Source organism: Staphylococcus hominis subsp. hominis, assembly GCF_002901845.1.
Taxonomy (GTDB): Bacteria; Bacillota; Bacilli; order Staphylococcales; family Staphylococcaceae; genus Staphylococcus; species Staphylococcus hominis.
Genome location: NZ_PPQE01000025.1, coordinates 384,305 through 409,600 on the forward strand (window position 1 = coordinate 384,305; position 25,296 = coordinate 409,600).

Genomic DNA, 25,296 nt, shown 5'->3' on the forward strand with positions numbered 1-25,296 from the left:
CAATGTCATTACGTTATGAAGGTAAAGCGAAAAGAGTATTTTCAACAGAAACAGTACATCAGTTGAGAGTTGAATACAAAGATGAAGTCACAGCAGGTAACGGCGCTAAAAAGGATAAGATGCAAGGGAAGGGACGTTTAAATAATCGAATTACTTCAATTATTTTTGAATATTTAAATAAACATGGTATTGAAAGTCATTTTATTAAACAGCTTTCTGAAACTGAGCAATTAGTTAAAGAAGTAAAGATTATACCATTAGAAGTAGTTGTAAGAAATCTCGCAACAGGTTCTATTACGAAACGTTTAGGTTTTGAAAAAGGCCACGTATTTGATGAACCACTTGTAGAGTTCTTTTATAAAAATGACGATTTAAATGATCCTTTGATTACTGATGATCATGTCAAATTACTTCATATTGCTAATGATGAGGAAATTAAAACATTAAAAGATATGGCTAAAAATATTAATAAAGTATTAATTCAATTAATGAATGAAATGGATTTAAGATTAGTAGATTTTAAAGTTGAATTTGGAAAAACAGAAAATGGTGATATTTTATTAGCGGATGAAATTTCACCAGATACTTGTCGTATTTGGGATAAATACTCAGATACGAATTTCGATAAAGATGTATATAGAAACGATACTGGTTCTTTAATAGATACGTATCAAACATTTTTGGATAAATTGGAGGAACTAAAATAATGAAAACAATTGAACTTCACATTACATTACAACCACAGGTATTAGATACACAAGGTCAAGCATTAAATCGCGCTGTGCATGACTTAGGTTATAAACAAGTTAATGACATTAGAGTAGGTAAAGTATTATATATGACTGTTGATGAAGCTACAGATGAAGCAGTAAATAATATTATTACGACATTAAGCGAAAAGTTATTTGCTAATACGGTTATTGAAGAATATAGTTATAAAATTGTTGATGAAAAGGAGAATGCATAATATGAAATTTGCAGTTCTCGTTTTTCCAGGATCTAACTGTGATAGAGATATGTATAATGCAGCTATTAAAACAGGTGCAGAAGCTGAATATGTAGATTATCGTGAAACATCTTTAAATGGTTTTGACGGGGTATTAATTCCAGGTGGTTTTTCATTTGGTGACTATTTACGTTCGGGGGCTATGGCAAGTGTCGCTCCAATTATTAGCGAAGTGAAACGTTTTGCCAGTGAAGGTAAGCCCGTTTTAGGTGTATGTAATGGATTCCAGATTTTAACTGAGATAGGACTATTACCCGGCGCCTTATTACATAATGATTCACATCTATTTATTAGTAGAAATGAAAAACTGAAAGTTGTTAATAATCAAACTCCTTTTACTAATTTATATGGAGAAAATGAAATTGTTGTTTATCCTGTAGCACATGGAGAAGGACATTATTATTGTACAGATGATATGTACAATGAATTAGTTGAAAATAATCAAATTATTTTAACATATGAAGATAACCCGAATGGGTCTCATGAACATATTGCAGGTATTGTAAATAAAGCAGGCAATGTATGTGGAATGATGCCTCATCCTGAAAGAGCACTTGAAACACTTCTTGGTACAGACAGTGGTGTCAAATTATTCGAAGCAATGGTAAATAGTTGGAGGGAACAAAATGTCTAAGTTTATCGAACCTAGTATTGAAGAAATTAAACTTGAAAAACTATATCAAGACATGGGTTTAAGTGATGAAGAATATAATAAGGTACGTGAAATTTTAGGAAGAGAGCCTAACTTTACAGAAGTAGGTATTTTCTCAGTCATGTGGAGTGAACATTGCTCTTATAAACATTCTAAACCTTTCTTAAAGCAATTCCCGACAACTGGTGAGCATGTTCTTATGGGACCAGGCGAAGGTGCTGGAGTTGTAGATATTGGTGATAATCAAGCGGTGGTTTTCAAAGTAGAATCTCACAATCATCCTTCAGCAATCGAACCTTATCAAGGTGCAGCTACTGGTGTAGGAGGTATCATCAGAGATATTGTATCGATTGGAGCAAGACCCATTAACCTACTAAATAGTTTGCGATTCGGTGAATTATCAGTAAGACAAAATCAACGTTTATTAAAAGGCGTTGTCCGTGGTATTGGTGGTTACGGTAATTGTATTGGTATACCAACTACAGCAGGAGAAATCGAATTCGATGAACGTTACGATGGAAATCCACTTGTCAATGCAATGTGTGTAGGTGTTATCGATCATGATATGGTACAAAAAGGTACTGCTAAAGGTGAAGGAAATTCAGTCATTTATGTAGGCCTTAAAACTGGACGCGATGGTATTCATGGTGCCACATTTGCATCTGAAGAATTAACTGAAGAAAGTGAAAGTAAACGACCTTCAGTACAAATTGGTGACCCTTTTGTAGGTAAAAAATTAATGGAAGCCACACTTGAAGCAATCACTTTTGATGAACTTGTAGGTATCCAAGATATGGGAGCAGCAGGTCTTACCTCTTCTTCATCAGAAATGGCTGCTAAAGGCGGTAGTGGATTAGTACTGCACTTAGATCAAGTCCCAACACGTGAACCAGGAATCTCACCATATGAAATGATGTTATCTGAAACCCAAGAAAGAATGTTACTTGTTGTTGAAAAGGGAACAGAACAAAAATTCTTGGACTTATTTGATAAACATGAACTTGATAGTGCAGTAATTGGTGAAGTAACGAATACTGACCGCTTCGTTCTTAAATACGAAGATGAAGTATATGCAGATATTCCTGTTGATGCACTAGCTGATGAAGCACCTGTCTATATTTTAGAAGGTGAAGAAAAAGAATATAATACCTCAAAAAATGATTATAGTGAGATCAATGTACAAGATGTATTTAAGAAATTATTAAAGCATCCAACAATTGCTTCAAAACATTATTTATATGAGCAATACGATCAACAAGTAGGTGCTAATACCATTATTAAACCTGGACTACAATCATCTGTAGTAAGAGTTGAAGGAACAAATAAAGCTATTGCTTCAACCATTGATGGTGAAGCTCGATATGTATTTAATCAACCTTACGAAGGTGGAAAAATGGTTGTGGCAGAAGCTTATAGAAATTTAATTGCTGTAGGCGCAACACCATTAGCTATGACAGACTGTTTAAATTATGGTTCTCCAGAAAAGAAAGACATTTATCAACAATTGATTGATTCTACAAAAGGGATGGCAGAAGCTTGTGAAGTATTAAAAACACCAGTAGTATCAGGAAACGTTTCTTTATATAACGAAACTAGAGGAACTTCTATTTTCCCTACACCAGTAGTAGGAATGGTAGGACTCATTGAAGATATTCAATATTTAAATGATTTTCATCCAGAAACAGGACATACATTATATCTTGTAGGGGAAACAAGAAATGACTTTGGTGGAAGTCAAATTGAAAAACTTTTATATAGTAAAGTCAATCATGAGTATGAAGAAATTGATTTAGGTGATGAAGTGGCAAAAGGCGAAGCAATAAAAACATCTATTAGAAATGGAATTGCTTCTCATGTACAAACTGTAGGTAAAGGCGGTTTACTTATTACGCTTGCTAAAATAAGTGCTTATTATAATTTAGGATTAGAAGCAAAAGTAGAACTCTCTGATGCACAATTATTTAGTGAAACACAAGGACGTTATGTCGTTGCAGTCAAAGAAGGACAAACACTTGATGTCGATGGAGCTATTAAAATTGGTGAATTAACAGATGTTGATGAATTTAAAGTATCTAATACTACATCTACAATTACAGAAAAAGTCTCAGATATTAAAGCAATTTGGGAAGGAGCTATTTCAGAATGTTTAACTACAGTGGATTAAACGAAGAATGCGGTGTCTTTGGCATTTGGAATCATTCAGAAGCAGCTCAGTTAACTTATATGGGATTGCATAGTTTACAACATAGAGGGCAAGAAGGTGCAGGGATTGTAGTTTCTGATGAAGATACTCTAAAGGGTGAACGTGGTTTAGGCTTACTTACTGAAGCCATTAAAGAACCACAACTTAATAAACTAAAAGATGGCAACCATGCTATTGGACATGTTCGTTATGCGACATCAGGAAATAAAGGTATCGAAAACATTCAACCATTTTTATATCATTTCTACGATATGAGTGTCGCAATTTGTCATAATGGTAATTTAATTAATGCACAAACTTTAAGACAATACCTTGAAAAACATGGCGCCATTTTTCACTCATCTTCTGATACTGAAGTGATTATGCATTTAATTCGTCGTAGTAAAGCTCCTACATTTGAAGAGGCGCTAAAAGAAAGCTTACGACAAATTAAAGGCGGATTTACTTTTGCAATATTGACTAAAGACGCTTTGTATGGTGCTGTTGATCCAAATGCGATTCGTCCTCTAGTAGTTGGTAAGATGCAAGATGGAACATACATTTTGGCTAGTGAAACATGTGCCATAGATGTGCTAGGAGCAGAATATGTTCAAGATATTCATGCTGGAGAGTATGTTGTCATTAATCATAATGGTATTGAAGTAAAATCATATACAAGTCATACTAACACAGCGATTTCAGCAATGGAATATATTTACTTTGCGCGTCCAGATTCAACCATTGCTGGAAAAAATGTGCATGCAGTTCGTAAAGTTTCTGGTAAAAAATTAGCTCAAGAAAGTCCGGCTCAAGCAGATATGGTTATCGGTGTTCCAAATTCATCATTATCTGCAGCTAGTGGCTATGCTGAAGAGATTCAATTACCTTATGAAATGGGGCTTGTAAAAAACCAATATGTCGCACGAACTTTTATTCAACCTACACAAGAATTACGTGAACAAGGGGTGCGAGTTAAGCTATCGGCAGTGAAAGATATTGTAGAAGGTAAAGACATTATTTTAGTTGATGATTCTATTGTAAGAGGAACAACAAGTAAACGTATTGTCAGAATGCTTAAAGATGCTGGAGCAAATAAAATACATGTACGTATAGCTTCTCCAGAATTTATGTTCCCTAGCTTTTATGGAATTGATGTGTCTACGACTGCTGAATTGATTTCTGCTAATAAATCTCCAGAAGAAATTTGTGAGTATATTGGCGCAGATTCTCTTGCATATTTAAGTGTTGAGGGTCTTATAGAATCAATTGGATTAGATTTTGATGCACCCTATAGTGGGTTATGTGTAGAAAGTTTTACAGGAGATTATCCAGCAGGTCTATTTGACTATGAAGAAAACTATTTAAATAATTTAAGTACACGTCAAAAAGAATATATTGATAATCATAAACATTATTTTGATAGAGAGGGAAATATACATGTCTAAAGCTTATGAACAATCAGGTGTTGATATTCATGCAGGTTATGAAGCGGTAGAAAGAATGTCTAGTCATGTTCAACGTACAATGCGTAAAGAAGTACTTGGTGGATTAGGTGGATTTGGTGCGACTTTTGATTTATCCCAGCTTAATATGAAAACACCAGTATTAGTCTCTGGTACAGATGGCGTAGGAACAAAATTAAAGCTTGCCATTGATCATAATAAGCATGACACGATTGGTATTGATGCAGTTGCCATGTGTGTAAATGATATTCTTACAACGGGCGCAGAACCACTATATTTTTTAGATTATATAGCAACAAATAAAGTTGTTCCGGAAGTGATAGAGCAAATTGTAAAAGGTGTGAGTGATGGTTGTGAAGCTACTCATACTGCTCTTATTGGTGGGGAAACAGCCGAAATGGGTGAAATGTATCACGAAGGAGAATATGACTTAGCAGGTTTTGCTGTAGGAGCAGTCGAAAAAGATGAATATATTGATGGATCTGAAGTAGAAGAAGGACAAATTATCATTGGTTTAGCTTCTAATGGTATTCATTCTAATGGATATAGTTTAGTGAGAAAGTTAATTGAAGAATCTGGAATTAATTTGAATGATTCATTTGATGGAAGTACTTATCTTGATATATTTTTAGCTCCGACTCAATTGTATGTGAAACCTATTTTAACTTTAAAAGAAAAAGTTAAAATCAAAGGCATGAATCATATTACTGGTGGTGGATTTTATGAAAATATACCTAGAGGCTTACCTAAAGGCTTAGCAGCTAAAATTGATACACAATCCTTCCCAACACCAAAAGTATTTGAATGGTTACAACAACAAGCTGACATTGAAACGAGTGAAATGTATAACGTTTTTAATATGGGCATAGGCTATACTGTCATTGTAAATAAAGAAGATGTATATAAAACACTTGATGTCTTAAAAGAACAAGATATTGCTGCATATCAAATAGGGGAAATTGTTAAAAGTAATGATGCACCGATTTATCTTGAGGGGGTATAGATATGACTAAGGTGGCTATATTTGCCTCTGGATCAGGAAGTAACTTCGAAAATATTGTATCTAAAGTTGATAAGGGGCAGCTTAATAATATAGAAATTACTTCTTTGTATACAGATCATCACGATGCTTATTGCATTGAGCGTGCAAAACAGTTGAAAGTGATGGTTCATATTAATGAACCTAAAGACTTTGAAAACAAAGGAGAATATGAACAAAAATTAATTCAACTTCTTCATAGTGAAGAAGTGGAGTGGATTATCTTAGCAGGTTATATGAGATTAGTGGGACCAGACTTATTAAATGCTTATGAAGGTAAAATATTGAATATTCATCCTTCATTATTACCAAAGTACAAGGGGAAAGATGCAATTGGTCAAGCATTTAATAGTGGCGATAAGGAAACAGGTTCAACAGTTCACTATGTAGATAGTGGAATGGATACGGGAGAAATAATTGAACAACGAAAATGTGATATAAACCCGGACGATACAAAAGAAACGTTAGAAGAACGTGTGAAACAATTAGAATATGAACTTTATCCAAGTGTAATAGCTAAAGTTATTAAATAAGGAGCATAGTTAATCATGAAAAAAGCAATTATTAGTGTTTCAAATAAAAGTGGAATTGTGGAATTTGCTAAATCATTAACGCAATTAGATTATGAATTGTATTCAACAGGCGGTACAAAACGTGCTTTAGAAGAAGCAAATGTAACTGTTAAATCTGTATCAGAGTTGACGCAATTCCCTGAAATTATGGATGGTCGCGTAAAAACGTTACATCCAGCAGTACACGGTGGTATTTTAGCAGATCGTAATAAACCTGAACATTTAGAACAATTATCAGAACAACACATTGATTTAATTGATATGGTTGTGGTCAACTTATATCCTTTCCAACAAACTGTAGCTAATCCAGATGTAACTGAAGATGATGCAATTGAAAATATCGATATTGGTGGTCCAACCATGTTACGTGCTGCAGCCAAAAATTTTAAACATGTAACAACTATTGTCCATCCATCTGATTATAATGAAGTCATTCAACGAATTAAGGAACATCGACTCGATGAATCATACCGTAAGTCATTAATGATTAAAGTATTTGAACATACAAATGAATATGATCATGCAATTGTAAGTTTCTTCAAAGGAGATAGTGAAGAATTAAGATATGGTGAGAATCCTCAACAATCAGCACGTTTTGTTCGTACTTCTAATAGTAAACATACTATTGCTGGTGCTAAACAACTGCATGGTAAGGCATTGAGTTTTAATAATATTAAAGATGCAGATTCAGCATTAGCATTAGTGAAAAAATTTAAAGAACCAGCTGCCGTTGCAGTTAAACATATGAATCCATGTGGTGTAGGTATTGGCACTGATATTGAAATCGCATTTAAAAATGCGTATGATGCAGATAATCAGTCTATCTTTGGGGGGATTATTGCACTAAATAGAACTGTTACCAAAGATTTAGCCGAAACGTTACACTCTATTTTCTTAGAAGTTGTCATTGCACCAAAATTTGATAAAGAAGCTTTAGATATTTTAACTCAAAAGAAAAATATTCGCTTATTAGAAATTGATATGACAATTGATAATCGTGAAGAAGAATTTGTTTCAGTCTCAGGTGGATATTTGGTTCAAGATAAAGATAATTATGAAGTGTCTAAAGAGGAAATGAAAGTTGTTACAGACGTTGAACCTACCGATGCTCAGTGGGAGGCAATGCTTCTAGGATGGAAAGTTATTCCATCAGTGAAAAGTAATGCGATCATTTTAAGTAATAATAAACAGACAGTTGGAATTGGTGCAGGACAAATGAATAGAGTAGGTGCAGCTAAGATTGCTTTAGAGCGCGCAATTGAAATAAATGACAATGTAGTAATGATTTCTGATGGATTCTTCCCAATGGATGATACTGTTGAACTTGCTGCAAAACATGGTATTAAAGCTATTATTCAACCAGGCGGTTCAATTAAAGACCAAGATTCGATTGATATGGCTAACAAACATGGTATTGCTATGGTTACTACTGGTATGCGTCATTTTAAACACTAATTTAAAATAATTGAGAGAATAGAGGGAGAAAAGAAATGAATGTTTTAGTTATAGGTGCAGGCGGTCGTGAACATGCATTAGTATCAAAATTACATCAGTCGCCACTTATTGAAAAACTTTATGCTATTCCTGGAAATGATGCAATGACTCATTTAGCCGAAGTACACACTGAAATTGCTGAAACTGATCATGAGGCTATTTTACAATTTGTCCAACAACATCACATAGAATGGGTGATTATTGGTCCAGAACAACCATTGATAGATGGTTTATCTAATAAATTGAGAGACAATCATGTTAAAGTTTTTGGTCCTAACAAAGAAGCAGCCCAAATTGAAGGTTCTAAATCTTTTGCTAAAAGGTTAATGGAAAAATATGATATTCCAACTGCTGATTATAAAGAAATAGACAATAAAACTGAGGCACTTAATTATGTAAATGAATGCGAATTACCTATTGTAGTCAAAAAGGATGGGCTAGCTGCTGGTAAAGGCGTAATTATTGCTAATACACGAGATGAAGCAATTGAAGCGGTAGAAGTGCTATATCCACAAGAAGATGGAAAAGTTGTCTTTGAACAATTTCTTGAAGGAGAAGAATTTTCATTAATGACATTCATTAATGGGGATTATGCAGTTCCTTTTGACTGTATTGCTCAAGATCATAAACGTGCCTATGATAATGATGAAGGTCCTAATACTGGTGGGATGGGCGCTTATTGTCCTGTTCCCCATATTTCAAATGACGTTTTAGAGCGTACAAACAAAGATATTGCTCAACCAATTGCTAGAGCGTTAAAAGAAGAGGGTTATGACTATTTTGGTTTACTTTATATAGGTGCAATTTTAACTAAAGAAGGTCCTAAAGTTATTGAATTTAATGCACGATTTGGTGATCCAGAAGCGCAAGTATTGTTAAGTCGTCTAGAAAGTGACTTGATGGCACAAATCGTAGCTCTAGACCGTAAAGAACCTATTCGTTTTCAATGGATTGACGATTATGTGGTAGGGGTAATGCTTGCTTCGAAAGGCTATCCTGGGTCATATGAGAAAGGTGCAGAGGTTTCAGGCTTTGAAGTAAATAACCATTATTTCGTTAGTGGTTTGAAAAAAGAAAATGATACATTTCTTACATCTGGCGGACGAGTTGTATTAGCCATTGGAAAAGGAAAAACTATTCAACAAGCACAAAAAGATGCTTATGGAAATGTAGAAAAAATTAAGAGTGATCAACTATTTTATCGTAAAGATATTGGAAATAAAGCGCTCAAATAAACTAAAAATAATAGCCCATAGATGACATTCATCTATGGGTATTTTATAATGCTAGGGCTTAATATACTAGCAAGATGAATTTACTGTGTTTTTGAAACTGCTTTTATCTTTGAACTCAATCTTTACTTTAGTTTGTCTTATGTTATATATTACTCTAACATTTCTGAAACACGAGCATCTTTAATACCAGTGATTGGAAAATATTGAGATAAATAAAAAGCAATAATAAGTAAAGCAATTGTCATACCAATAAAAAGAATATCTTTGTATGAGAAAGGTGCTTTATAATAATAGGTACGTGGGCCATCTTTAAATCCTTTTGATTCCATAGCTACTGATAATTGATGTGCACGACGTATGTTTTGGCTTAAGACTGGAATAAGTAAGTGTTTTATACGTTTAAATCCACGATAATTGGAAGCATCAATCATTTGGTAACGCATTTTTAAAGAACGTCTTAATTGGATAAATGATGTGAAAATAAGTGGTACCATACGAATAGCAGCCATAAATGCATAAGCGATTTTAGGTTTTACTTTTAAATGTTGCATTAAACTATAGAAAATCATTACAATTTGTGATGTTAATGCAATCAACACACCAAACATTGAAACTGTAATTGTTCTTAAAGATAAGTGAAGACCTCTTACAATGCTCTCAGTACTAATATGAATAATTCCCCATTCAAATAACATATGTGTACCATCACCATATAAAATCATGAATAATGATGATAGCAAGGCAAAGAGAATGGTTGCTGATAAAAATGCAGCAATGACTTTAAAAGCTGTACCATTAAAAGATAATAAAAATATAAACATCAATAAAGTAATATAAATCATATAATCAAAATTATGCACAAAAATGATAAAAATAAATAATAAAACTCCAAGAATTAATTTCGTAATAATGTTTACATCATCTACAAGTGTATGACGCTTTTTCCAACGTTCAAACATTTGATTCACCTGCCATTTCTAAAAGCTTATGATTTTCTACGACAAGTCGACGTGTTGGATAACGATGAATAATTTCAGGGTCATGCGTCACCATTACGATAGTTTGTCCTTGTTTTACACGTTCTTCAAACAGCTTAATCAATTGAAATGTATTATGACTATCAAGTCCAAATGTTGGCTCATCTAATAAAACAATTTCAGCTTTTGAACTTAAAGCAGTTGCTACGCTCAATCGGCGTTTCTGACCTGTAGATATTTCAAAAGGATGATGATGTTTAACTTTTTCTAAATGTAAAAGTTTCAAAAGATGTTCAGTTTCTTCTTTCGATTTTGCTTTATCAAGATGATTATAATGAATATTAATTTCGTCATAAACTGAATTAGTAATAAACTGAAGTTCCGGATTTTGGTATACAAGATACATATTTTGAGCAGCATCTTTAATTTTCTTCAGTAATCGGTTCTCATAAAACATTGTACCGTTGTATTTCACTAATTGCATCATAGATTCAAGTAAAGTAGTTTTGCCAGCTCCATTTTTTCCAGTAATTGTAATCCATTCTCCAGGATGAATATTTAGTTCTGAAACTTCAAATAGTGTATTTTTACTGCGAATTATTTGTCCGTTTTGAAATTTAAAAAGTGTTTTAGAAGTCTGTGGTGTTAAATCTGTTCGTATAGGTGCATAATCCCATGCATGAGGGTGCCATACGCCAAATTCAGTAAGTAACGATTCACAATGTTTGAGTATGTATTCAGGTGTATTATCAGCTATAATTTCTCCATCATAGTTCATTAATATGACTCGATCTACATGATGCCAAATATGTTCCACTTTATGTTCTACAATTAATACCGTTTGATCAGTCCATAATTGAATGAGTCGTTGCCATAAGTCAGCAGTTGCTTGTACATCTAACATAGCTGTAGGTTCATCTAAAAAGAGTGTATCAGCTTTCTGTAAAATGGTTTCGACGATAGCAAGTTTTTGTTTCATGCCACCACTTAAATTATTTACGAAAGTTGAATTATCTACATCTAAATCTACTGACGCAAGTGCTTTTTTAATTTGTTCATCCATGTCTTCTCTTGGCACTTGTTGATTTTCTAAGACGAAAGCTAATTCTTCGTAAACTTTTGGCATACAAAATTGTGTATCTGGGTCTTGAAAAATAACCCCTGAATTAGGGTCAATGTCTAGTTCATCATATTTCATCGGTAATTCTATAAGATTAGGAACAATACCACTCAGTACATTAAGTAATGTGCTTTTACCAGATCCTGAAGGACCTAGTAAAAGCACTTTTTCTTTATCTTTAATTTCTATATTTAGATTATCGAAAATTTTTCGATCACCATTTGGATATTTTAGACGTAAATTTTTGACTTTTAACACAATCATTTCCCCTTATAAGTTGTCGTAATCTTTTTGAGAGGCAGGACGGAATAATTTAGTTACTCCAGTTTGATCTAAGGCTTTTACAATTAAATAAGAGAGTATACCAGACAGTACAATACCACTAATAGCACGGAAAATGATGAAAAGTAGTAAGTTCCAACCCGCAACTTCGTTTAGATAGCCATAAAAATAATCTACAGGGAAAGATACTAATGCTGTTACTAAACCAGCTAACATTGCTACCATTAAAGAACGTGATTTGTATTTAAAGATAGCAAACACAACTTCACATGCTAGACCTTGTAAAATTGCATATACTATAGTAGGAATATCAAATTTCCCCATAACAATAGTTTCACCTGCACCAGCAGCAAATTCAGCAATTAATGCAATACCTGGTTTAGGAATAATTAAGTAAGCTACAATAGCAGCCATAAACCAAATACCGTATGTAAGTTGTTCTAGATGTATACCAGCTACTTGAGCTAAATTATATGGCAACCACCATAAGTTATAAATGATTGCAAAAATAACAGCAATCAGCACAGTAACTAGAATTTCTGAAAGCTTTAAACCTTTAGACATAAAATAGTTCCTCCTAAAAAAACGCACAACCCTTCGTAGAAAAGTTGTGCGTAAATTTAAATAAAAATGCTATTGATTATTAAAAACATGATTTATTTAAGTTAACACTTTCCTACGCTAGTATTTAACTAGATCAGGTTCAAAGGGTTTGAGGTTAAGCCTCATCTCAGTGCTATACACCCCTAGTGCATTTATATTTTATTTATTTTAAATGTATGACTTTTAATAGTAGATGTCAAGATGCTTTTAATCTATATTTAATTAAAAATAAATTATAATTAAACAGTTTACATATTTAATAAGTGAAATGTAATTAGTTCTAACAATAATTGAATAAAAGTAGGACAGATTTATTTCCAACTCAGCCATCGATAGCCAATATATTAAAAATACCTGAGACAACTTGTATGTCTCAGGCTTATTCATTAATTACTATTAATGATGACATAAATAAGAAAATTAGTCTAATGTATTTTGAACGTCTTGTTTAGTTTGTTCAATATCATCAGTTTTTTCTTCTTTTTGTTCTTTTAATTTTTCTTCATATTCTTTTGCTTTTTTTGCATCTTCATGTGTCATAGGACAACTCTCCTTTTTCATAAATTACTTTACAAAATTAATATACCCAATTAATAAAAGGATAAACTTAATTTCAGTCTAGAGAAGTATTTTATTTTTTATTAAAGACAAGAATAGAAAGTTCATATATAATTAATTTTGAGGTGAACTGTATGTCTTTTCTTAAGAAACACGCCGAGATTATCTATAGTTACTTGATCGGTATCGTTTCACTCTTCACAGGTCTCATTATCTTGATCAATTTGCCTTTAATTCATAAACTAAAAAATAAAGATAAAATTGACTTAAAAATACATAATATATGGGACTTTCTTAATGCATTTTTTAGTGAAATAATTAGAGTGATGAGTAGATTCATAGGCAACTTTCCAGTTGTAAGTGCAGTCATAATTATTCTATTTGGTATTCTAGTCATATTGATTGGATATACGTTATTTAGAACAACCAAATACGATTACGACATCTCAATTTTCTTTTTAGTCATTGGTATTTTATACTTCCTCATTACAATTACATTGATGACTCAAGTATATGGTTTTTGGGCAATTATATTCGTTATTCCATTTGTGATTCATACAGGATATATCGTTTATAAAGATGAATTGTATCAAGAAAATAGAAAAGTTCATTATTTATGGATTATTATTTCATATGGAATAAGTTACTTGATTACTCAAATGTCATTGTATGGCAAAATCGATGCAAATGAGATTGAGCCTATTGATATTTTAAGTGTAAATACATTCTTCATCATTATGTGGTTATTAGCTCAAGCGGCAATTTGGAATTTCTTATTCTTACGCCGTGCGTTACCTTTAACAAAAGAAGAATTAGGGGAAGAAGAGCCTGAATTATCAAGAACTCAAAAAGGAAACGTTTCGACTCAATCAAAAGTTCATTTTAAACAACTTCAAGATAAAACATCAGAATATGCACATAAGACAAGAAGAAGTGTAGATTTAGATAAAATTAGATCTAAACGCGATAAATTTAAAAGTAAATTTAAAAATATTGTAGATATAGAAGAAGATGATATTCCTAAGTGGATGAGACGTCCTAAATGGATTAAACCAGCATATGTGGAAATTTTCTGTGGGTTTATCTTATTCTTATTTACATTTATAGAATTTAATAACAGAAATGCTCTATTTGTATCTGGAGAATGGGAATTATCACAAACTCAATACGTGATTGAATGGATTACATTGTTAATATTACTCTTTATTATTATCATTTACATTGCTACGACATTTACTCATTTTTTAAGAGGCAAATTTTACTATTTACAGTTGTTTATGATTAGTATTCTATTTTTCAAATTGCTTACTGAATTTATTAATATAATGATTCATGGTCTATTACTTTCAATATTTATAACACCTACATTAATTATTATGTTAATACCTGTAATTATAGCATTTTCGTTGCAATTAAAAGAAAAACCATAATCTGAGTAAGGGAGTGGAATAGAATTCATTTTTGAATTCATTGTTCCACTTCTTTTTTTAATTTAATATTTAGGTGAAGAATTTTAAATTTGTTAAAATAGTAGAGTAAATCACAACAGATTCGTTAAAAAAATTAAAATAGGAGAAATTAAAATGAAAATAGCAACTTTAAATAAAGGCAAAGAAACTAAATATTTAAATCAATATCCTTTAGTTGAAGAAGAAGATATTTTTCAACATGATCATTTAAAAGAAGGTGACTTGTTTAATATAGTTACTGAAAATAACCAATACATAGCAACAGCTTATGTAGGACGTCAACATAAAGGCTTAGGATGGGTAATCACATATAGCCAAGAAGAAGATATCAATATTACTTTCTTTGAAAATTTATTTAAAAAAGCGCTAGAAGAAAGAGAGTATTACTACAATATAGAAGGAACTAATGCTTTTAGACTATTTAATGCTGAGGGAGATGGCGTTGGAGGCTTAACTATTGATAATTATAATGGACATTTACTTATTCAATGGTATTCAAAAGGAATTTACAAGTTTCGTTATATAATTATTGAAGCAATAAAAAAAGTATTTAAATTTGAATCTGTTTTTGAAAAAATGCGCTTTAAAGATACGGAGTATACAGGGGGACATGTACTTGGAAAAACTCCAGAATTTCCAATAGTTATTGAAGAAAATTTTACATTTTACAATGTTGATTTAAACGATGGATTGATGACAGGAATATTTTTAGATCAAAAAGAAGTTCGTAAAAAATTACGTGATTATTTTGCCGAAAATAGAAGTGTTTTAAATCTATTTAGTTATACGGGCGCGTTTTCAGTAGTAGCATCTAAAAATGCTAAAGTTACAACAAGTGTAGATTTAGCTAATCGTTCTCGTACATTAACCGAAGAAAATTTTGGGTTAAATGGTGTAGATCCTAAAAGTCAATATATCTATGTTATGGATACATTTGATTTTTATAATTATGCAGCACGTCATGGAAAACAATATGACACAATAGTTATTGATCCGCCTAGTTTTGCGCGTAATAAAAAGAAAACTTTTTCAGTACAAAAAAATTATGATGATTTAATTAATGGTGCTTTAGATGTTTTAGCACCAAATGGTACATTGTTGCTATGTACAAATTCAAGTGCTTTTTCTTTAAAAGCATTTAAAAATGTAATCAAGAAAACATTGGAACAAGCTAACGTAGAATATGAAATAGAAGAAGTCATGGGATTACCAAAAGACTTTAAAACACATCCACATTATAAACCTTCTAAATATTTAAAAGCTGTATTCATAAATATTAAGCATTAAAGTACTGAAATAGGGTATCGAATGTATGTTGAAAATATTATGAAAAACGAAAGGTGAGTCAGTAAATGGGTATTATTCATAAAATTACAAATGGAGTTACTGATAAAGTAGGTAAAAAAGTCTTAGATATAGAAGAAATTAATGAAAAAGATATCTTACCTAAAAATGAAGAAGAAATTGCACAACGCAGAGAAAAAGCTAAAGCAGTCGTTAAGAAAAAATCTTTATTATCTTCAGGAATGAGTGTTGTGCCAATTCCAGGATTAGATTTTGGTATAGATATCAAATTGATGAAAGATATTATTGAAGATATTAATAAAATTTACGGCCTTGATCAAAAACAAGTCAATTCTCTTGGTGAAGATGTTAAAGAACGTATTTTATCAGCAGCAGCAATTCAAGGTAGTTCAATGATTGGTGAAAAAGTGACTAGTGGTGCTTTGAAATTAATCATTAGAGATGTTGCTAAGCGTACTGCAGCGAAACAAACAAAATGGTTCCCAGTAGTGGGACAAGCTGTTTCAGCTTCAATTAGTTACTACTTTATGAATAAATTAGGTCAAGATCATATAGAAAAATGTGAAAAAGTTTTACGTGATATTATTTAATTTTTTAAAAGTGTAGTATAATAAAAGCGAAGAAATTATATATAATATTAGAAAATTGACTAACATAAAGCTATACCTATTATAAGTAATCAAACCTTGTTTGATTACTTATATAATGACTGCTACTTTATTAACATAAGTGTATTTTTCTATAATAATTCAATTATATAAGAATTGAATTTAGTTATATATTTTGGTAGTGTTAGGGTATAAATTTTTATGTTAGATAATAATAAAATTAATTTTCTAACTTATGGAGGAGAAATAGATTATGGAACAAAAATCATATGTAATTGTTGACGAAACTGGAATTCATGCACGTCCGGCTACAATGTTAGTGCAAACAGCATCTAAATTTGATTCAGATATTCAATTAGAATATAACGGTAAAAAAGTAAATTTAAAATCAATTATGGGCGTTATGAGTTTAGGTGTAGGTAAAGATGCTGAAATCACTATCTATGCTGATGGAAGCGATGAACAAGACGCAATTCAAGCGATCAGTGAAGTTTTATCAAAAGAAGGTTTAACAGAGTAATTATGTCTAAATTAATTAAAGGTATTGCAGCTTCTGATGGAGTTGCAATTGCCAAAGCATATTTACTGGTAGAACCTGATTTATCATTTACGAATGAGAAAATTACTGATACTGATGCTGAAATTAAAAAGTTCAGAAATGCTTTAGAAGCTTCCAAAATTGAATTAACAAAAATTAGAAATAATGCTGAAAAATCATTAGGTGCAGATAAAGCTGCTATTTTTGATGCACATTTACTTGTACTTGATGACCCAGAATTAATTCAGCCAATTGAAGATAAAATTGAGAATGAGAAAGTAAATGCTCCAGAAGCATTAAATGAAGTTACGACTCAATTTATTACTATTTTTGAATCTATGGATAATGAATATATGAGAGAACGTGCAGCAGATATTCGTGACGTTTCTAAGCGTGTACTTGCTCATCTTTTAGGTGTGGAGTTACCAAATCCTAGTATGATTGATGAAAGTGTAGTTATTATAGGAAACGATTTAACACCATCTGATACTGCACAATTAAACAAAGAGTTTGTTCAAGGTTTTGTTACAAATATTGGTGGCCGTACAAGTCATTCTGCAATTATGAGCCGTTCATTAGAAATTGCAGCCGTGGTGGGTACTAAATCGATTACTCATGAAGTAAAACAAGGAGATATGGTTATTGTTGACGGTATTACTGGTGACGTTATCATAGATCCAACTGAAGATGAATTCATTGCTTATCAAAATAAACGTGAGCGTTTCTTTGAAGATAAAAAAGAATTACAAAAACTTCGTGATGCTGAAACTGTAACTGTTGACGGTGAACATGCAGAATTAGCTGCTAATATTGGTACACCTGATGATTTATATGGTGTTATGGAAAATGGCGCTGAAGGAATTGGTCTTTATAGAACAGAATTTTTATATATGGGTAGAGATCAAATGCCAACTGAAGACGAACAATTTGAAGCGTATAAAAAAGTTTTAGAAACTATGAAAGATAAACGCGTTGTTGTACGTACTTTAGATATTGGTGGAGATAAAGAATTACCATATTTAAATTTACCTAATGAAATGAATCCGTTCTTAGGTTATCGTGCAATTCGTTTGTGCTTAGATCAACAAGACATCTTCAGAACACAATTACGTGCGTTATTACGCGCATCTGCTTATGGTAAATTAAATATTATGTTCCCAATGGTAGCTACTATTAAAGAGTTTAGAGATGCTAAAGCTATTCTTTTAGAAGAAAAAGATAAATTAACTAGCGAAGGACAAGAAGTTGCTGATGATATCGAAGTAGGTATCATGGTAGAGATTCCTTCTACTGCTGCGTTAGCTGATATCTTTGCTAAAGAAGTAGATTTCTTTAGTATAGGAACTAATGACTTAATTCAATATACTATGGCAGCTGATCGTATGTCTGAACGTGTTTCATATTTATATCAACCATATAATCCAGCAATTTTACGTTTAGTTAAACAGGTTATTGAAGCTTCTCATAAAGAAGGTAAATGGACTGGTATGTGTGGTGAAATGGCTGGCGATGAAACAGCAATTCCATTATTATTAGGTTTAGGATTAGATGAATTCTCTATGAGTGCAACTTCTATTCTTAAAGCTAGAAGACAAATTAATGGTTTAAGTAAAAACGAAATGACGGAATTAGCAAATCGTGCCATTAATTGTGCAACACAAGATGAAGTTAAAGAACTTGTTCATCACATTTCTAAATAATATTAAAAATACCTGAGACAACTTATGATGTCTCAGGTTCTTTTTTTATATACTACATTTGGATATCAAATATTTTGTTAATTTTTTCTAAATCTACCTGATACATAGGCTCCTCATTTAATAAGATAAATGGTGTAGAGAATGCATCATATTCTAACATTTCCTTACGATAAGAAGGATACTTAATATTTTTTTCAATAAAATTAATATGATGTTCCGTTAAATAATTTTTTAAAAAATTACAAGGTGGACAATCATCTTGTGTATAGATAATTATTTTAGACATAAAGCATATTCTCCTTTTAATTATACTTTTCTTACTATATATAAGGTAATTAAAAAATGCAAATTGTGAATTTTATGTGAATTCCATTTAAATTCTCTATTAAAAAGTAAACAAAAAAATTTTAGTTACTAATGTTTAGGTATATAATTTAAATCTATAGGCTTTAATTTTAAATTATAGAAAAGGTGGTTAAGTATGAATTCTGTCGAAATTAGTCGTTTTTTGACAGGGATGACATTAGGCGTTCATATTATTTTTGCTACTATTGGAGTAGGAATGCCATTAATGTTTGCAATCGCAGAGTTTTTAGGGATCAAAAAGAAAGATCCTAAATATATAGCATTAGCAAAACGTTGGTCAAAAGGGTATACGATTACAGTTGCAGTTGGAGTTGTAACTGGAACAATTATTGGATTACAACTTTCACTTGTTTGGCCTACGTTTATGAAAATGGGTGGCCATGTTATCGCGCTTCCTCTTTTTATGGAAACATTTGCTTTCTTCTTTGAAGCAATCTTTTTAAGTATTTATCTATATACATGGAATCGTTTTAAAAATCAATGGATACATTTTTTAATTAGTTTACCTGTTATTATTGGTGGTTCATTCTCAGCGTTCTTTATTACTTCAGTGAACTCATTTATGAATACTCCAGCAGGTTTTGAAATGAAAAAAGGCAAAATGGTTAATGTTCAACCATTTGAAGCAATGTTCAATTCTTCATTTTTAGTTAGAGCATTTCATGTTGTTGCAACAGCTGGTATGACGATGGCGTTTATTTTGGCAGCAATCGCTGCATTTAAATTATTGAAAAATAAATATAGTGAAGATGCGCCATATCATAAAAAAGCGTTAAAAATGACTATGATTCTTGGATTTATTCAAACATTATTATCAATGTTAGCTGGAGATTTGTCTGCTAAGTTTCTTCATAAAGTACAACCAGAAAAATTAGCCGCCTACGAGTGGCATTTTGATACACATTCTAAAGCAGATTTAGTATTTTTTGGTGTCTTAAATGAAAAAACACAAGAAGTTTCAGGAGCCATAAAAATTCCTGGATTACTGAGCTTTTTAGCTGATAATAATATTAATACTAAAGTAAAAGGTTTAAATGAATTTCCTAAAAATGATTTACCTCCATTAATCGTTCATTATTTCTTTGATTTAATGGTATCGATGGGAATCTTTTGTTTTATCGTATCAGGCATTTTCATATTAGCATTAATGATAAAAAAACTACGTCCTATTATAACTAAAAAAGTAATGCTTTATGCAGTACTTTTAACAGGACCTGCTTCAATGCTTGCTATAGAGTTTGGTTGGTTCTTAACTGAAATGGGACGTCAACCATGGATTGTTAGAGGTTACATGCGTGTTAGCCAAGCTGCTACACAGGCAGGAGGAATTACGTTAGTAACAATTCTATTCGGTTTACTTTATTTTGTACTTCTCTTTACATCTGCCTATGTATTATTGAGAATGTTTAGAAATAAACCAGCTCGCGAGGATATTGATAAAGTGATTGGAGGTCAAGAATAATGGATTATACTGGCATAGGTATTACAGTATTATGGACTTTCCTATTTTTTTATATTATCGTAGCGTCTATTGATTTTGGTGCTGGATTTTTAACTTTGCATACAAAATTAACGGGAGAAGAAAAAAAGATTAATCATCTTATAGAAAGATATTTAAATCCTGTATGGGAAGTAACAAATGTATTTTTTGTATTTTTCTTTGTAGGTTTTGTAGGATTTTTCCCAGATTCAGCTCTTTATTTAGGGACAGTGTTATTAGTTCCTGGTTCAATCGCTTTAATTCTTATTTCTATTAGAAGTAGTTTTTATGCTTTTGAACATTATGGACAAGATAATAAACTGCCCTGGATATTTTTATATGGTATTACTGGACTTTTAATACCCGCAGCACTCGCAACTGTATTGACTATCTCAGAAGGTGGATACATTAATGAACAAGGCAATCATTTTGATTTGGATTGGGTACAGTTACTATTAAGTCCTTTCGCATGGTCAGTTGTATTTTTAGCAATTGTAAGTGTATTATATATATCATCAGGATTTTTAACATATTATGCTTCTAAAGCAAAAGATAAAGTAGCTTATAAATTTATGCGTCAATGGTTTATGTTCTGGGGTCCACCGATGATTATTATTTCATTATTTGTATTCTTATCATTAAGAATACAAAACTCTAATCACTTTTATAATGCAATTACGCATTATTGGTGGATGTTTGCAATTAGTTTTATTTTCTTCTTAATTGCAGGAATTTTAAATATGATTAAAAAGTATCATGGTTTAGCATTTATTATGGTAATTTTACAAATGGCTTTCGCTTTTTACGGATACGGTATGAGTAAGTTACCTTATATTCTTTATCCATATATTAAAATTTCAGATTCAGGTGTAAACTCATCAATGGGCTTAGCATTAACAATCGTCTTTATTTTAGGTTTACTTTTATTACTTCCATCGTTAATATTGTTATTGAGATTATTCGTTTTCGATAAACAATATGTGGAAGGTAAAAAGTAATTTAAATTAAGAGAGGAGCTAAAATGAGAGTAATTTATATTTATAGAACTTTGAATAAGTTTCTAGTATATAAATGAACTTATCATTTTAGCTCTTATTTTTTAGATAGGAGTTCCAGAAGTCATGGAGAAAGAGTATGTAGTGATAGGATTAGGTCGTTTTGGAGGAAGTATTGTAAGAGAGCTAAATGCTTTAGATATGGATGTTATGGCTATTGATAGAGATGAAGCTCGAGTAAATGAATATAGTGAAATTGCGACACATGCTGTTGTAGCTGACACTACAGATGAAGCGGTAATGAAAAGTTTAGGTATACGAAATTTTGACCATGTCATTGTGGCAATAGGTGAGAATATTCAATCTAGTACATTAACAACTTTAATATTGAAAGAATTAGGTGTTAAAAAAGTTACGGCCAAAGCACAAAACGATTATCATGCAAAGATTTTGAATAAAATTGGTGCTGATACTGTGGTACATCCAGAAAGAGATATGGGTCGTCGTATTGCACATAATGTAGCAAGTGCAAGTGTACTAGACTACCTTGAACTCGCAGATGAGCATTCATTAGTAGAGTTAAAAGTAAGTGAAAAATTGACTGGTCAAACAATCAGAGATTTAGATATTCGAGCACAATTCGGTATTAATATTATTGCAATAAAAAGAGGACGAGAAATCATTGTGTCACCAGATCCAAACATGAATATTGAAATTGGAGATATTATGATAATGATCGGCCACGATAATGATTTAAATCGTTTTGAGAAAAAAATAGTAAGATAGTAAAACACACGGTATTTCTTAAGAAATACCGTGTGTGTTTATTCTTCATTTACTTTCATAATTACTGGTAAAATCATTGGACGACGAGCTGTTTTTTCATATAAATACGGCTGTAACGTTTCAATGATTGAAGATTTAATTTGATGCCATTGAATATCATCATTTGAATTTAGTTTTGAAATAACATCCGTTTTAATTTTTCGTTGTGCATCATAAATTAATTGGCCAGATTCACGCATGTAAACAAAACCACGTGAAATAATATCTGGACCTGAAAGAAGTTTATTTGTATTAAAATCAATACTTACTACAACAATAACCAATCCTTCTTCAGATAATAATTTACGATCCCGAATGACAACATTACCAATATCACCGATGCCACTTCCATCAACTAATACATTACCAGATGGAATTCGACCAGCTTTACGCGCAGAATCGTGTGTTAAAGCTAACACATCACCAATATCAAAAATAAAGACATTTTCTTCTTTAACACCACAATCAATACCTGTTTGACCATGAGCTTTTAGCATACGATATTCACCATGAATAGGTAAGAAGTATTTAGGTTGAATTAAACGAAGCATTAACTGCTGGTCGCCTTGGGAACCATGTCCTGATGTATGAATGTTAGAAATCTTACTGTGAATAACATCAGCACCAGCTTTATATAATGCGTTAATTGTACGATTGATACTTTTAGTATTCCCTGGAATAGGAGAAGAACTGAATACTACAGTATCATCAGGTATAATTTTAATTTGTTTGTGTGTACCATTAGCGATACGTGAAAGTGCAGCCATTGGTTCACCTTGAGAGCCAGTGCATAAAATAAGTAACTCGTGTTTAGGAATATTATTAATTTTGTTAGGCTCAACAAATGTTTCTGGGGGTGCTTTGATATAACCCAGCTCCATACCAATCTTAATATTATTTTCCATTGAACGGCCAAAAGTTACAATTTTACGATTATATTTAATTGCTGCTTCCACCGCTTGTTGGACACGATAGATGTTTGATGCAAAGGTTGCGAAAATAATACGACCTTTACAGTTACGGAAAATTTTATCGACATTTTGTCCAACTTCACGTTCACTTAATGTGAAATCAGGAACTAGCGCATTCGTAGAGTCAGATAACAAGCATAATACGCCTTCTTTACCAAGCTCTGCCATTTTGGCGATATTAGCAGGCGCACCAACAGGTGTAAAATCAAATTTGAAGTCACCAGTATGGACAATTTTACCTTCAGGTGTGTCAACAACAACACCATATGCTTCTGGGATACTATGCGTAGTTAAGTAAAAAGAAATTTCAAAATGTTTAGATTTTATAACACTATCTTCTGTAATTTCATTTAAACTAGCATTACGCAGTAAATTGTGTTCTTCTAATTTATTGCGTATTAAACCTAAAGCTAAAGGGCCACCATAAATAGGCACATTAATTTGCTTTAATAGGTAGGGCACACCACCTATATGGTCTTCATGTCCATGAGTAATAAATAAACCAACAATTTTATCTTGATTTTGTTCTAAGTAGGTATAATCAGGAATAACGTAGTCTATACCTAATAAATTATCATCAGGGAACTTAATTCCAGCATCGATGATAACAATTTCATCTTTATACTCCACAGCATAAGTGTTTTTACCAACCTCACCTAAGCCGCCTAGAGCATATACACCTACTTCATTAGAATGTAATTGTTTCATTATTGAGCGTTCTCCACATTAAAGTGATCAGAATGTTCTTTTTCATATTCTAAATGTGCGCCCTCTAATTTAGTAATAAATTCGATATTATAATTGCGATCTTTTAAATAACGTCTTACTTGTTCTTCAGTTTCACCTTCAACATAAATTGTATTTGTGTTCTCACGAACAATTACTTCGTCTTTATTATGTTGAAAAAATACTTTAAATACTGCCATGATATATATTTCCTCCTAAATAAATGTTTATTTATTGTCTTATGAGCACAAGTAGAAAATAAATAAAATATACATGTTTATTTATTTTCACATCTAACGTGAATGCTACATAACAGGCATTTTAAATTTTTAATATAAAATAATATTTATTTTACTGTGCTTAAAGGCAAATCATACATGTCGTTCATTTTTTGAAAGATAGTAATTTACTATGATTTCAGTTAATTTTTATTTTACCTTATGTATCAGAATAAATAAAGCAGTTTATATGTAGTAAAAGTAGGAGGAAATTGAATAAAAAAAGAAAAACCTAACACATTTATTACAATAATGTAAAAATGCATTAGGCTTGAATATTAAACTTCAACTGAGTCTGGTAATGGAGTAAGAGGATGATCTTTATCGATATAATCGTAGAACATAATACCATTTAAATGATCAATTTCATGTTGAAATACAATTGCTGGATAACCTTTTAAACGTAATTTAACTTCATTACCATCAATATCATAAGCTTTAATTGTTGTTCTATAATGACGATGAACTAAACCAGGTATATTTTCATCTACACTTAAACAACCCTCACCAGTAGGTAAATAAGCGTGTTGAACACTATGACTAATTACTTTAGGATTGACCAACATATAGTCGTAAGATTTACCTTCCCCATCGTCAGGTAAATACACAGCTATCATTTTTTTTGAAATATTAATTTGTGGTGCAGCTAAACCTACTCCAGAGCGTAGACCATATTTTTTAGCAATTTCATCATCTTGACTATTAATTAAAAATTCACGCATATCACGCAAAGTATTTTTGTCTTCTTCAGAAAGAGGTAAATTCACGTCTTTTGCTTTTTCGCGTAACGTAGGATGTCCATCTCTAATAATATCTTTCATTGTTAACATGTTATACACCTTCCTTATATAA

Annotated in this window: 25 protein-coding genes and 1 riboswitch; of the genes, 17 read left to right on the forward strand and 8 right to left on the reverse strand. The window is 31.7% G+C overall.

Annotated elements, in window-relative coordinates:
* Window positions 1-2: 2 nt before the first annotated feature.
* From purC to purD, 9 genes are read left to right on the forward strand one after another with little or no spacing between them, the layout of a single operon-like run.
* Window positions 3-707 carry a phosphoribosylaminoimidazolesuccinocarboxamide synthase gene (purC, locus tag CD034_RS03510; protein WP_103288147.1) on the forward strand — a complete coding sequence of 235 codons (705 nt, stop codon included), beginning with the start codon at window positions 3-5 and terminating at the stop codon, window positions 705-707.
* Window positions 707-967: a phosphoribosylformylglycinamidine synthase subunit PurS gene (purS, locus tag CD034_RS03515; protein ID WP_002448160.1), complete on the forward strand. Its 261-nt coding sequence runs from the start codon at window positions 707-709 to the stop codon at window positions 965-967. Before purC ends, purS begins: the two co-directional genes overlap by 1 nt.
* Window position 968: 1 nt before the next feature.
* Window positions 969-1,640: a phosphoribosylformylglycinamidine synthase subunit PurQ gene (gene purQ, locus CD034_RS03520; RefSeq protein ID WP_002455506.1), complete on the forward strand. Its 672-nt coding sequence runs from the start codon at window positions 969-971 to the stop codon at window positions 1,638-1,640.
* Entirely contained in the window at window positions 1,633-3,822 is a 2,190-nt protein-coding gene (purL, locus tag CD034_RS03525; RefSeq protein WP_077700412.1) for a phosphoribosylformylglycinamidine synthase subunit PurL, read from the forward strand. Before purQ ends, purL begins: the two co-directional genes overlap by 8 nt.
* A complete protein-coding gene (gene purF, locus CD034_RS03530; protein WP_002455505.1) occupies window positions 3,801-5,285 on the forward strand; it encodes an amidophosphoribosyltransferase in 1,485 nt (494 codons plus the stop codon). The genes purL and purF overlap by 22 nt, the downstream gene beginning before the upstream one ends.
* On the forward strand, window positions 5,278-6,306 hold the full coding sequence (purM, locus tag CD034_RS03535; RefSeq protein WP_002455504.1) for a phosphoribosylformylglycinamidine cyclo-ligase: 1,029 nt from the start codon (window positions 5,278-5,280) through the stop codon (window positions 6,304-6,306). The genes purF and purM overlap by 8 nt, the downstream gene beginning before the upstream one ends.
* 2 nt (window positions 6,307-6,308) lie before the next feature.
* Window positions 6,309-6,875 carry a phosphoribosylglycinamide formyltransferase gene (gene purN / locus CD034_RS03540; protein ID WP_002448123.1) on the forward strand — a complete coding sequence of 189 codons (567 nt, stop codon included), beginning with the start codon at window positions 6,309-6,311 and terminating at the stop codon, window positions 6,873-6,875.
* A 15-nt stretch (window positions 6,876-6,890) separates the two neighbouring features.
* A complete protein-coding gene (purH, locus tag CD034_RS03545; RefSeq protein ID WP_002448055.1) occupies window positions 6,891-8,369 on the forward strand; it encodes a bifunctional phosphoribosylaminoimidazolecarboxamide formyltransferase/IMP cyclohydrolase in 1,479 nt (492 codons plus the stop codon).
* 35 nt (window positions 8,370-8,404) lie between these two features.
* Window positions 8,405-9,643: a phosphoribosylamine--glycine ligase gene (purD, locus tag CD034_RS03550; RefSeq protein WP_002448142.1), complete on the forward strand. Its 1,239-nt coding sequence runs from the start codon at window positions 8,405-8,407 to the stop codon at window positions 9,641-9,643.
* 149 nt (window positions 9,644-9,792) lie between these two features.
* Here the strand turns inward: purD and CD034_RS03555 are convergent, their stop codons facing one another.
* From CD034_RS03555 to graF, 4 genes are all read right to left on the reverse strand, one after another.
* A complete protein-coding gene (locus tag CD034_RS03555) occupies window positions 9,793-10,602 on the reverse strand; it encodes an energy-coupling factor transporter transmembrane component T family protein (RefSeq protein WP_002448247.1) in 810 nt (269 codons plus the stop codon).
* The gene (locus CD034_RS03560; protein ID WP_002455502.1) at window positions 10,595-11,998 is read right to left on the reverse strand and encodes an ABC transporter ATP-binding protein; all 1,404 of its coding nucleotides are present in this window, start codon (window positions 11,996-11,998) and stop codon (window positions 10,595-10,597) included. The genes CD034_RS03555 and CD034_RS03560 overlap by 8 nt, the downstream gene beginning before the upstream one ends.
* Window positions 11,999-12,010: 12 nt before the next feature.
* The gene (locus CD034_RS03565; protein WP_002448226.1) at window positions 12,011-12,586 is read right to left on the reverse strand and encodes an ECF transporter S component; all 576 of its coding nucleotides are present in this window, start codon (window positions 12,584-12,586) and stop codon (window positions 12,011-12,013) included.
* A gap of 92 nt (window positions 12,587-12,678) precedes the next feature.
* Window positions 12,679-12,780: riboswitch (TPP riboswitch) on the reverse strand.
* Between the two features lie 265 nt (window positions 12,781-13,045).
* Window positions 13,046-13,165, reverse strand: coding sequence for a glycopeptide resistance-associated protein GraF (graF, locus tag CD034_RS11290; RefSeq protein ID WP_002448238.1), 120 nt, complete (start codon window positions 13,163-13,165; stop codon window positions 13,046-13,048).
* A 152-nt stretch (window positions 13,166-13,317) separates the two neighbouring features.
* Here graF and auxA point away from each other — a divergent pair, with 152 nt between their 5' ends.
* From auxA to ptsP, 5 genes are all read left to right on the forward strand, one after another.
* A complete protein-coding gene (gene auxA, locus CD034_RS03575) occupies window positions 13,318-14,613 on the forward strand; it encodes a lipoteichoic acid stability factor AuxA (RefSeq protein WP_002455501.1) in 1,296 nt (431 codons plus the stop codon).
* A 153-nt stretch (window positions 14,614-14,766) separates the two neighbouring features.
* On the forward strand, window positions 14,767-15,939 hold the full coding sequence (locus tag CD034_RS03580; RefSeq protein WP_077700415.1) for a class I SAM-dependent rRNA methyltransferase: 1,173 nt from the start codon (window positions 14,767-14,769) through the stop codon (window positions 15,937-15,939).
* A gap of 65 nt (window positions 15,940-16,004) precedes the next feature.
* Entirely contained in the window at window positions 16,005-16,547 is a 543-nt protein-coding gene (locus tag CD034_RS03585) for a DUF697 domain-containing protein (RefSeq protein WP_002455499.1), read from the forward strand.
* Between the two features lie 271 nt (window positions 16,548-16,818).
* Window positions 16,819-17,085, forward strand: a complete 267-nt coding sequence (locus CD034_RS03590) for a phosphocarrier protein HPr (protein WP_002448249.1) — start codon at window positions 16,819-16,821, stop codon at window positions 17,083-17,085.
* Window positions 17,086-17,087: 2 nt separating this feature from the next.
* Entirely contained in the window at window positions 17,088-18,803 is a 1,716-nt protein-coding gene (gene ptsP / locus CD034_RS03595) for a phosphoenolpyruvate--protein phosphotransferase (RefSeq protein WP_049431741.1), read from the forward strand.
* 52 nt (window positions 18,804-18,855) lie between these two features.
* Here ptsP and CD034_RS03600 read toward each other — a convergent pair whose 3' ends face one another.
* The gene (locus CD034_RS03600; RefSeq protein ID WP_049431739.1) at window positions 18,856-19,089 is read right to left on the reverse strand and encodes a glutaredoxin family protein; all 234 of its coding nucleotides are present in this window, start codon (window positions 19,087-19,089) and stop codon (window positions 18,856-18,858) included.
* Window positions 19,090-19,284: 195 nt separating this feature from the next.
* On the opposite strand from CD034_RS03600, the gene CD034_RS03605 reads away from it, so the two are divergent.
* The 3 genes from CD034_RS03605 to CD034_RS03615 all read left to right on the forward strand — a co-directional run bounded on the left by CD034_RS03605 (window position 19,285) and on the right by CD034_RS03615 (window position 22,430).
* The gene (locus CD034_RS03605; protein ID WP_002448254.1) at window positions 19,285-20,631 is read left to right on the forward strand and encodes a cytochrome ubiquinol oxidase subunit I; all 1,347 of its coding nucleotides are present in this window, start codon (window positions 19,285-19,287) and stop codon (window positions 20,629-20,631) included.
* Window positions 20,631-21,647, forward strand: coding sequence for a cytochrome d ubiquinol oxidase subunit II (locus CD034_RS03610; protein ID WP_002448141.1), 1,017 nt, complete (start codon window positions 20,631-20,633; stop codon window positions 21,645-21,647). Before CD034_RS03605 ends, CD034_RS03610 begins: the two co-directional genes overlap by 1 nt.
* A gap of 123 nt (window positions 21,648-21,770) precedes the next feature.
* Window positions 21,771-22,430, forward strand: coding sequence for a potassium channel family protein (locus tag CD034_RS03615; RefSeq protein ID WP_002448135.1), 660 nt, complete (start codon window positions 21,771-21,773; stop codon window positions 22,428-22,430).
* 38 nt (window positions 22,431-22,468) lie between these two features.
* Here the strand turns inward: CD034_RS03615 and rnjA are convergent, their stop codons facing one another.
* From rnjA to def, 3 genes are all read right to left on the reverse strand, one after another.
* Window positions 22,469-24,148, reverse strand: a complete 1,680-nt coding sequence (gene rnjA, locus CD034_RS03620; RefSeq protein ID WP_002448244.1) for a ribonuclease J1 — start codon at window positions 24,146-24,148, stop codon at window positions 22,469-22,471.
* Window positions 24,148-24,366: a DNA-dependent RNA polymerase subunit epsilon gene (locus tag CD034_RS03625; RefSeq protein ID WP_002448185.1), complete on the reverse strand. Its 219-nt coding sequence runs from the start codon at window positions 24,364-24,366 to the stop codon at window positions 24,148-24,150. The genes rnjA and CD034_RS03625 overlap by 1 nt, the downstream gene beginning before the upstream one ends.
* Window positions 24,367-24,722: 356 nt before the next feature.
* Window positions 24,723-25,274: a peptide deformylase gene (gene def / locus CD034_RS03630; protein WP_002448106.1), complete on the reverse strand. Its 552-nt coding sequence runs from the start codon at window positions 25,272-25,274 to the stop codon at window positions 24,723-24,725.
* Window positions 25,275-25,296 lie beyond the last annotated feature (22 nt).

Coding starts and splice junctions, on each gene's coding strand:
- CD034_RS03565 (WP_002448226.1), bottom strand. CDS start 12,586: ATGTCTAAAGGTTTAAAGCTTTCAGAAATTCTAGTTACTGTGCTGATT.
- purH (WP_002448055.1), top strand. CDS start 6,891: ATGAAAAAAGCAATTATTAGTGTTTCAAATAAAAGTGGAATTGTGGAA.
- CD034_RS03610 (WP_002448141.1), top strand. CDS start 20,631: ATGGATTATACTGGCATAGGTATTACAGTATTATGGACTTTCCTATTT.
- purQ (WP_002455506.1), top strand. CDS start 969: ATGAAATTTGCAGTTCTCGTTTTTCCAGGATCTAACTGTGATAGAGAT.
- purD (WP_002448142.1), top strand. CDS start 8,405: ATGAATGTTTTAGTTATAGGTGCAGGCGGTCGTGAACATGCATTAGTA.
- ptsP (WP_049431741.1), top strand. CDS start 17,088: ATGTCTAAATTAATTAAAGGTATTGCAGCTTCTGATGGAGTTGCAATT.
- CD034_RS03590 (WP_002448249.1), top strand. CDS start 16,819: ATGGAACAAAAATCATATGTAATTGTTGACGAAACTGGAATTCATGCA.
- purS (WP_002448160.1), top strand. CDS start 707: ATGAAAACAATTGAACTTCACATTACATTACAACCACAGGTATTAGAT.
- CD034_RS03555 (WP_002448247.1), bottom strand. CDS start 10,602: ATGTTTGAACGTTGGAAAAAGCGTCATACACTTGTAGATGATGTAAAC.
- rnjA (WP_002448244.1), bottom strand. CDS start 24,148: ATGAAACAATTACATTCTAATGAAGTAGGTGTATATGCTCTAGGCGGC.
- purC (WP_103288147.1), top strand. CDS start 3: ATGTCATTACGTTATGAAGGTAAAGCGAAAAGAGTATTTTCAACAGAA.
- CD034_RS03585 (WP_002455499.1), top strand. CDS start 16,005: ATGGGTATTATTCATAAAATTACAAATGGAGTTACTGATAAAGTAGGT.
- purF (WP_002455505.1), top strand. CDS start 3,801: ATGTTTAACTACAGTGGATTAAACGAAGAATGCGGTGTCTTTGGCATT.
- CD034_RS03605 (WP_002448254.1), top strand. CDS start 19,285: ATGAATTCTGTCGAAATTAGTCGTTTTTTGACAGGGATGACATTAGGC.
- purN (WP_002448123.1), top strand. CDS start 6,309: ATGACTAAGGTGGCTATATTTGCCTCTGGATCAGGAAGTAACTTCGAA.
- graF (WP_002448238.1), bottom strand. CDS start 13,165: ATGACACATGAAGATGCAAAAAAAGCAAAAGAATATGAAGAAAAATTA.
- CD034_RS03580 (WP_077700415.1), top strand. CDS start 14,767: ATGAAAATAGCAACTTTAAATAAAGGCAAAGAAACTAAATATTTAAAT.
- purL (WP_077700412.1), top strand. CDS start 1,633: ATGTCTAAGTTTATCGAACCTAGTATTGAAGAAATTAAACTTGAAAAA.
- CD034_RS03600 (WP_049431739.1), bottom strand. CDS start 19,089: ATGTCTAAAATAATTATCTATACACAAGATGATTGTCCACCTTGTAAT.
- purM (WP_002455504.1), top strand. CDS start 5,278: ATGTCTAAAGCTTATGAACAATCAGGTGTTGATATTCATGCAGGTTAT.
- auxA (WP_002455501.1), top strand. CDS start 13,318: ATGTCTTTTCTTAAGAAACACGCCGAGATTATCTATAGTTACTTGATC.
- def (WP_002448106.1), bottom strand. CDS start 25,274: ATGTTAACAATGAAAGATATTATTAGAGATGGACATCCTACGTTACGC.
- CD034_RS03625 (WP_002448185.1), bottom strand. CDS start 24,366: ATGGCAGTATTTAAAGTATTTTTTCAACATAATAAAGACGAAGTAATT.
- CD034_RS03615 (WP_002448135.1), top strand. CDS start 21,771: ATGGAGAAAGAGTATGTAGTGATAGGATTAGGTCGTTTTGGAGGAAGT.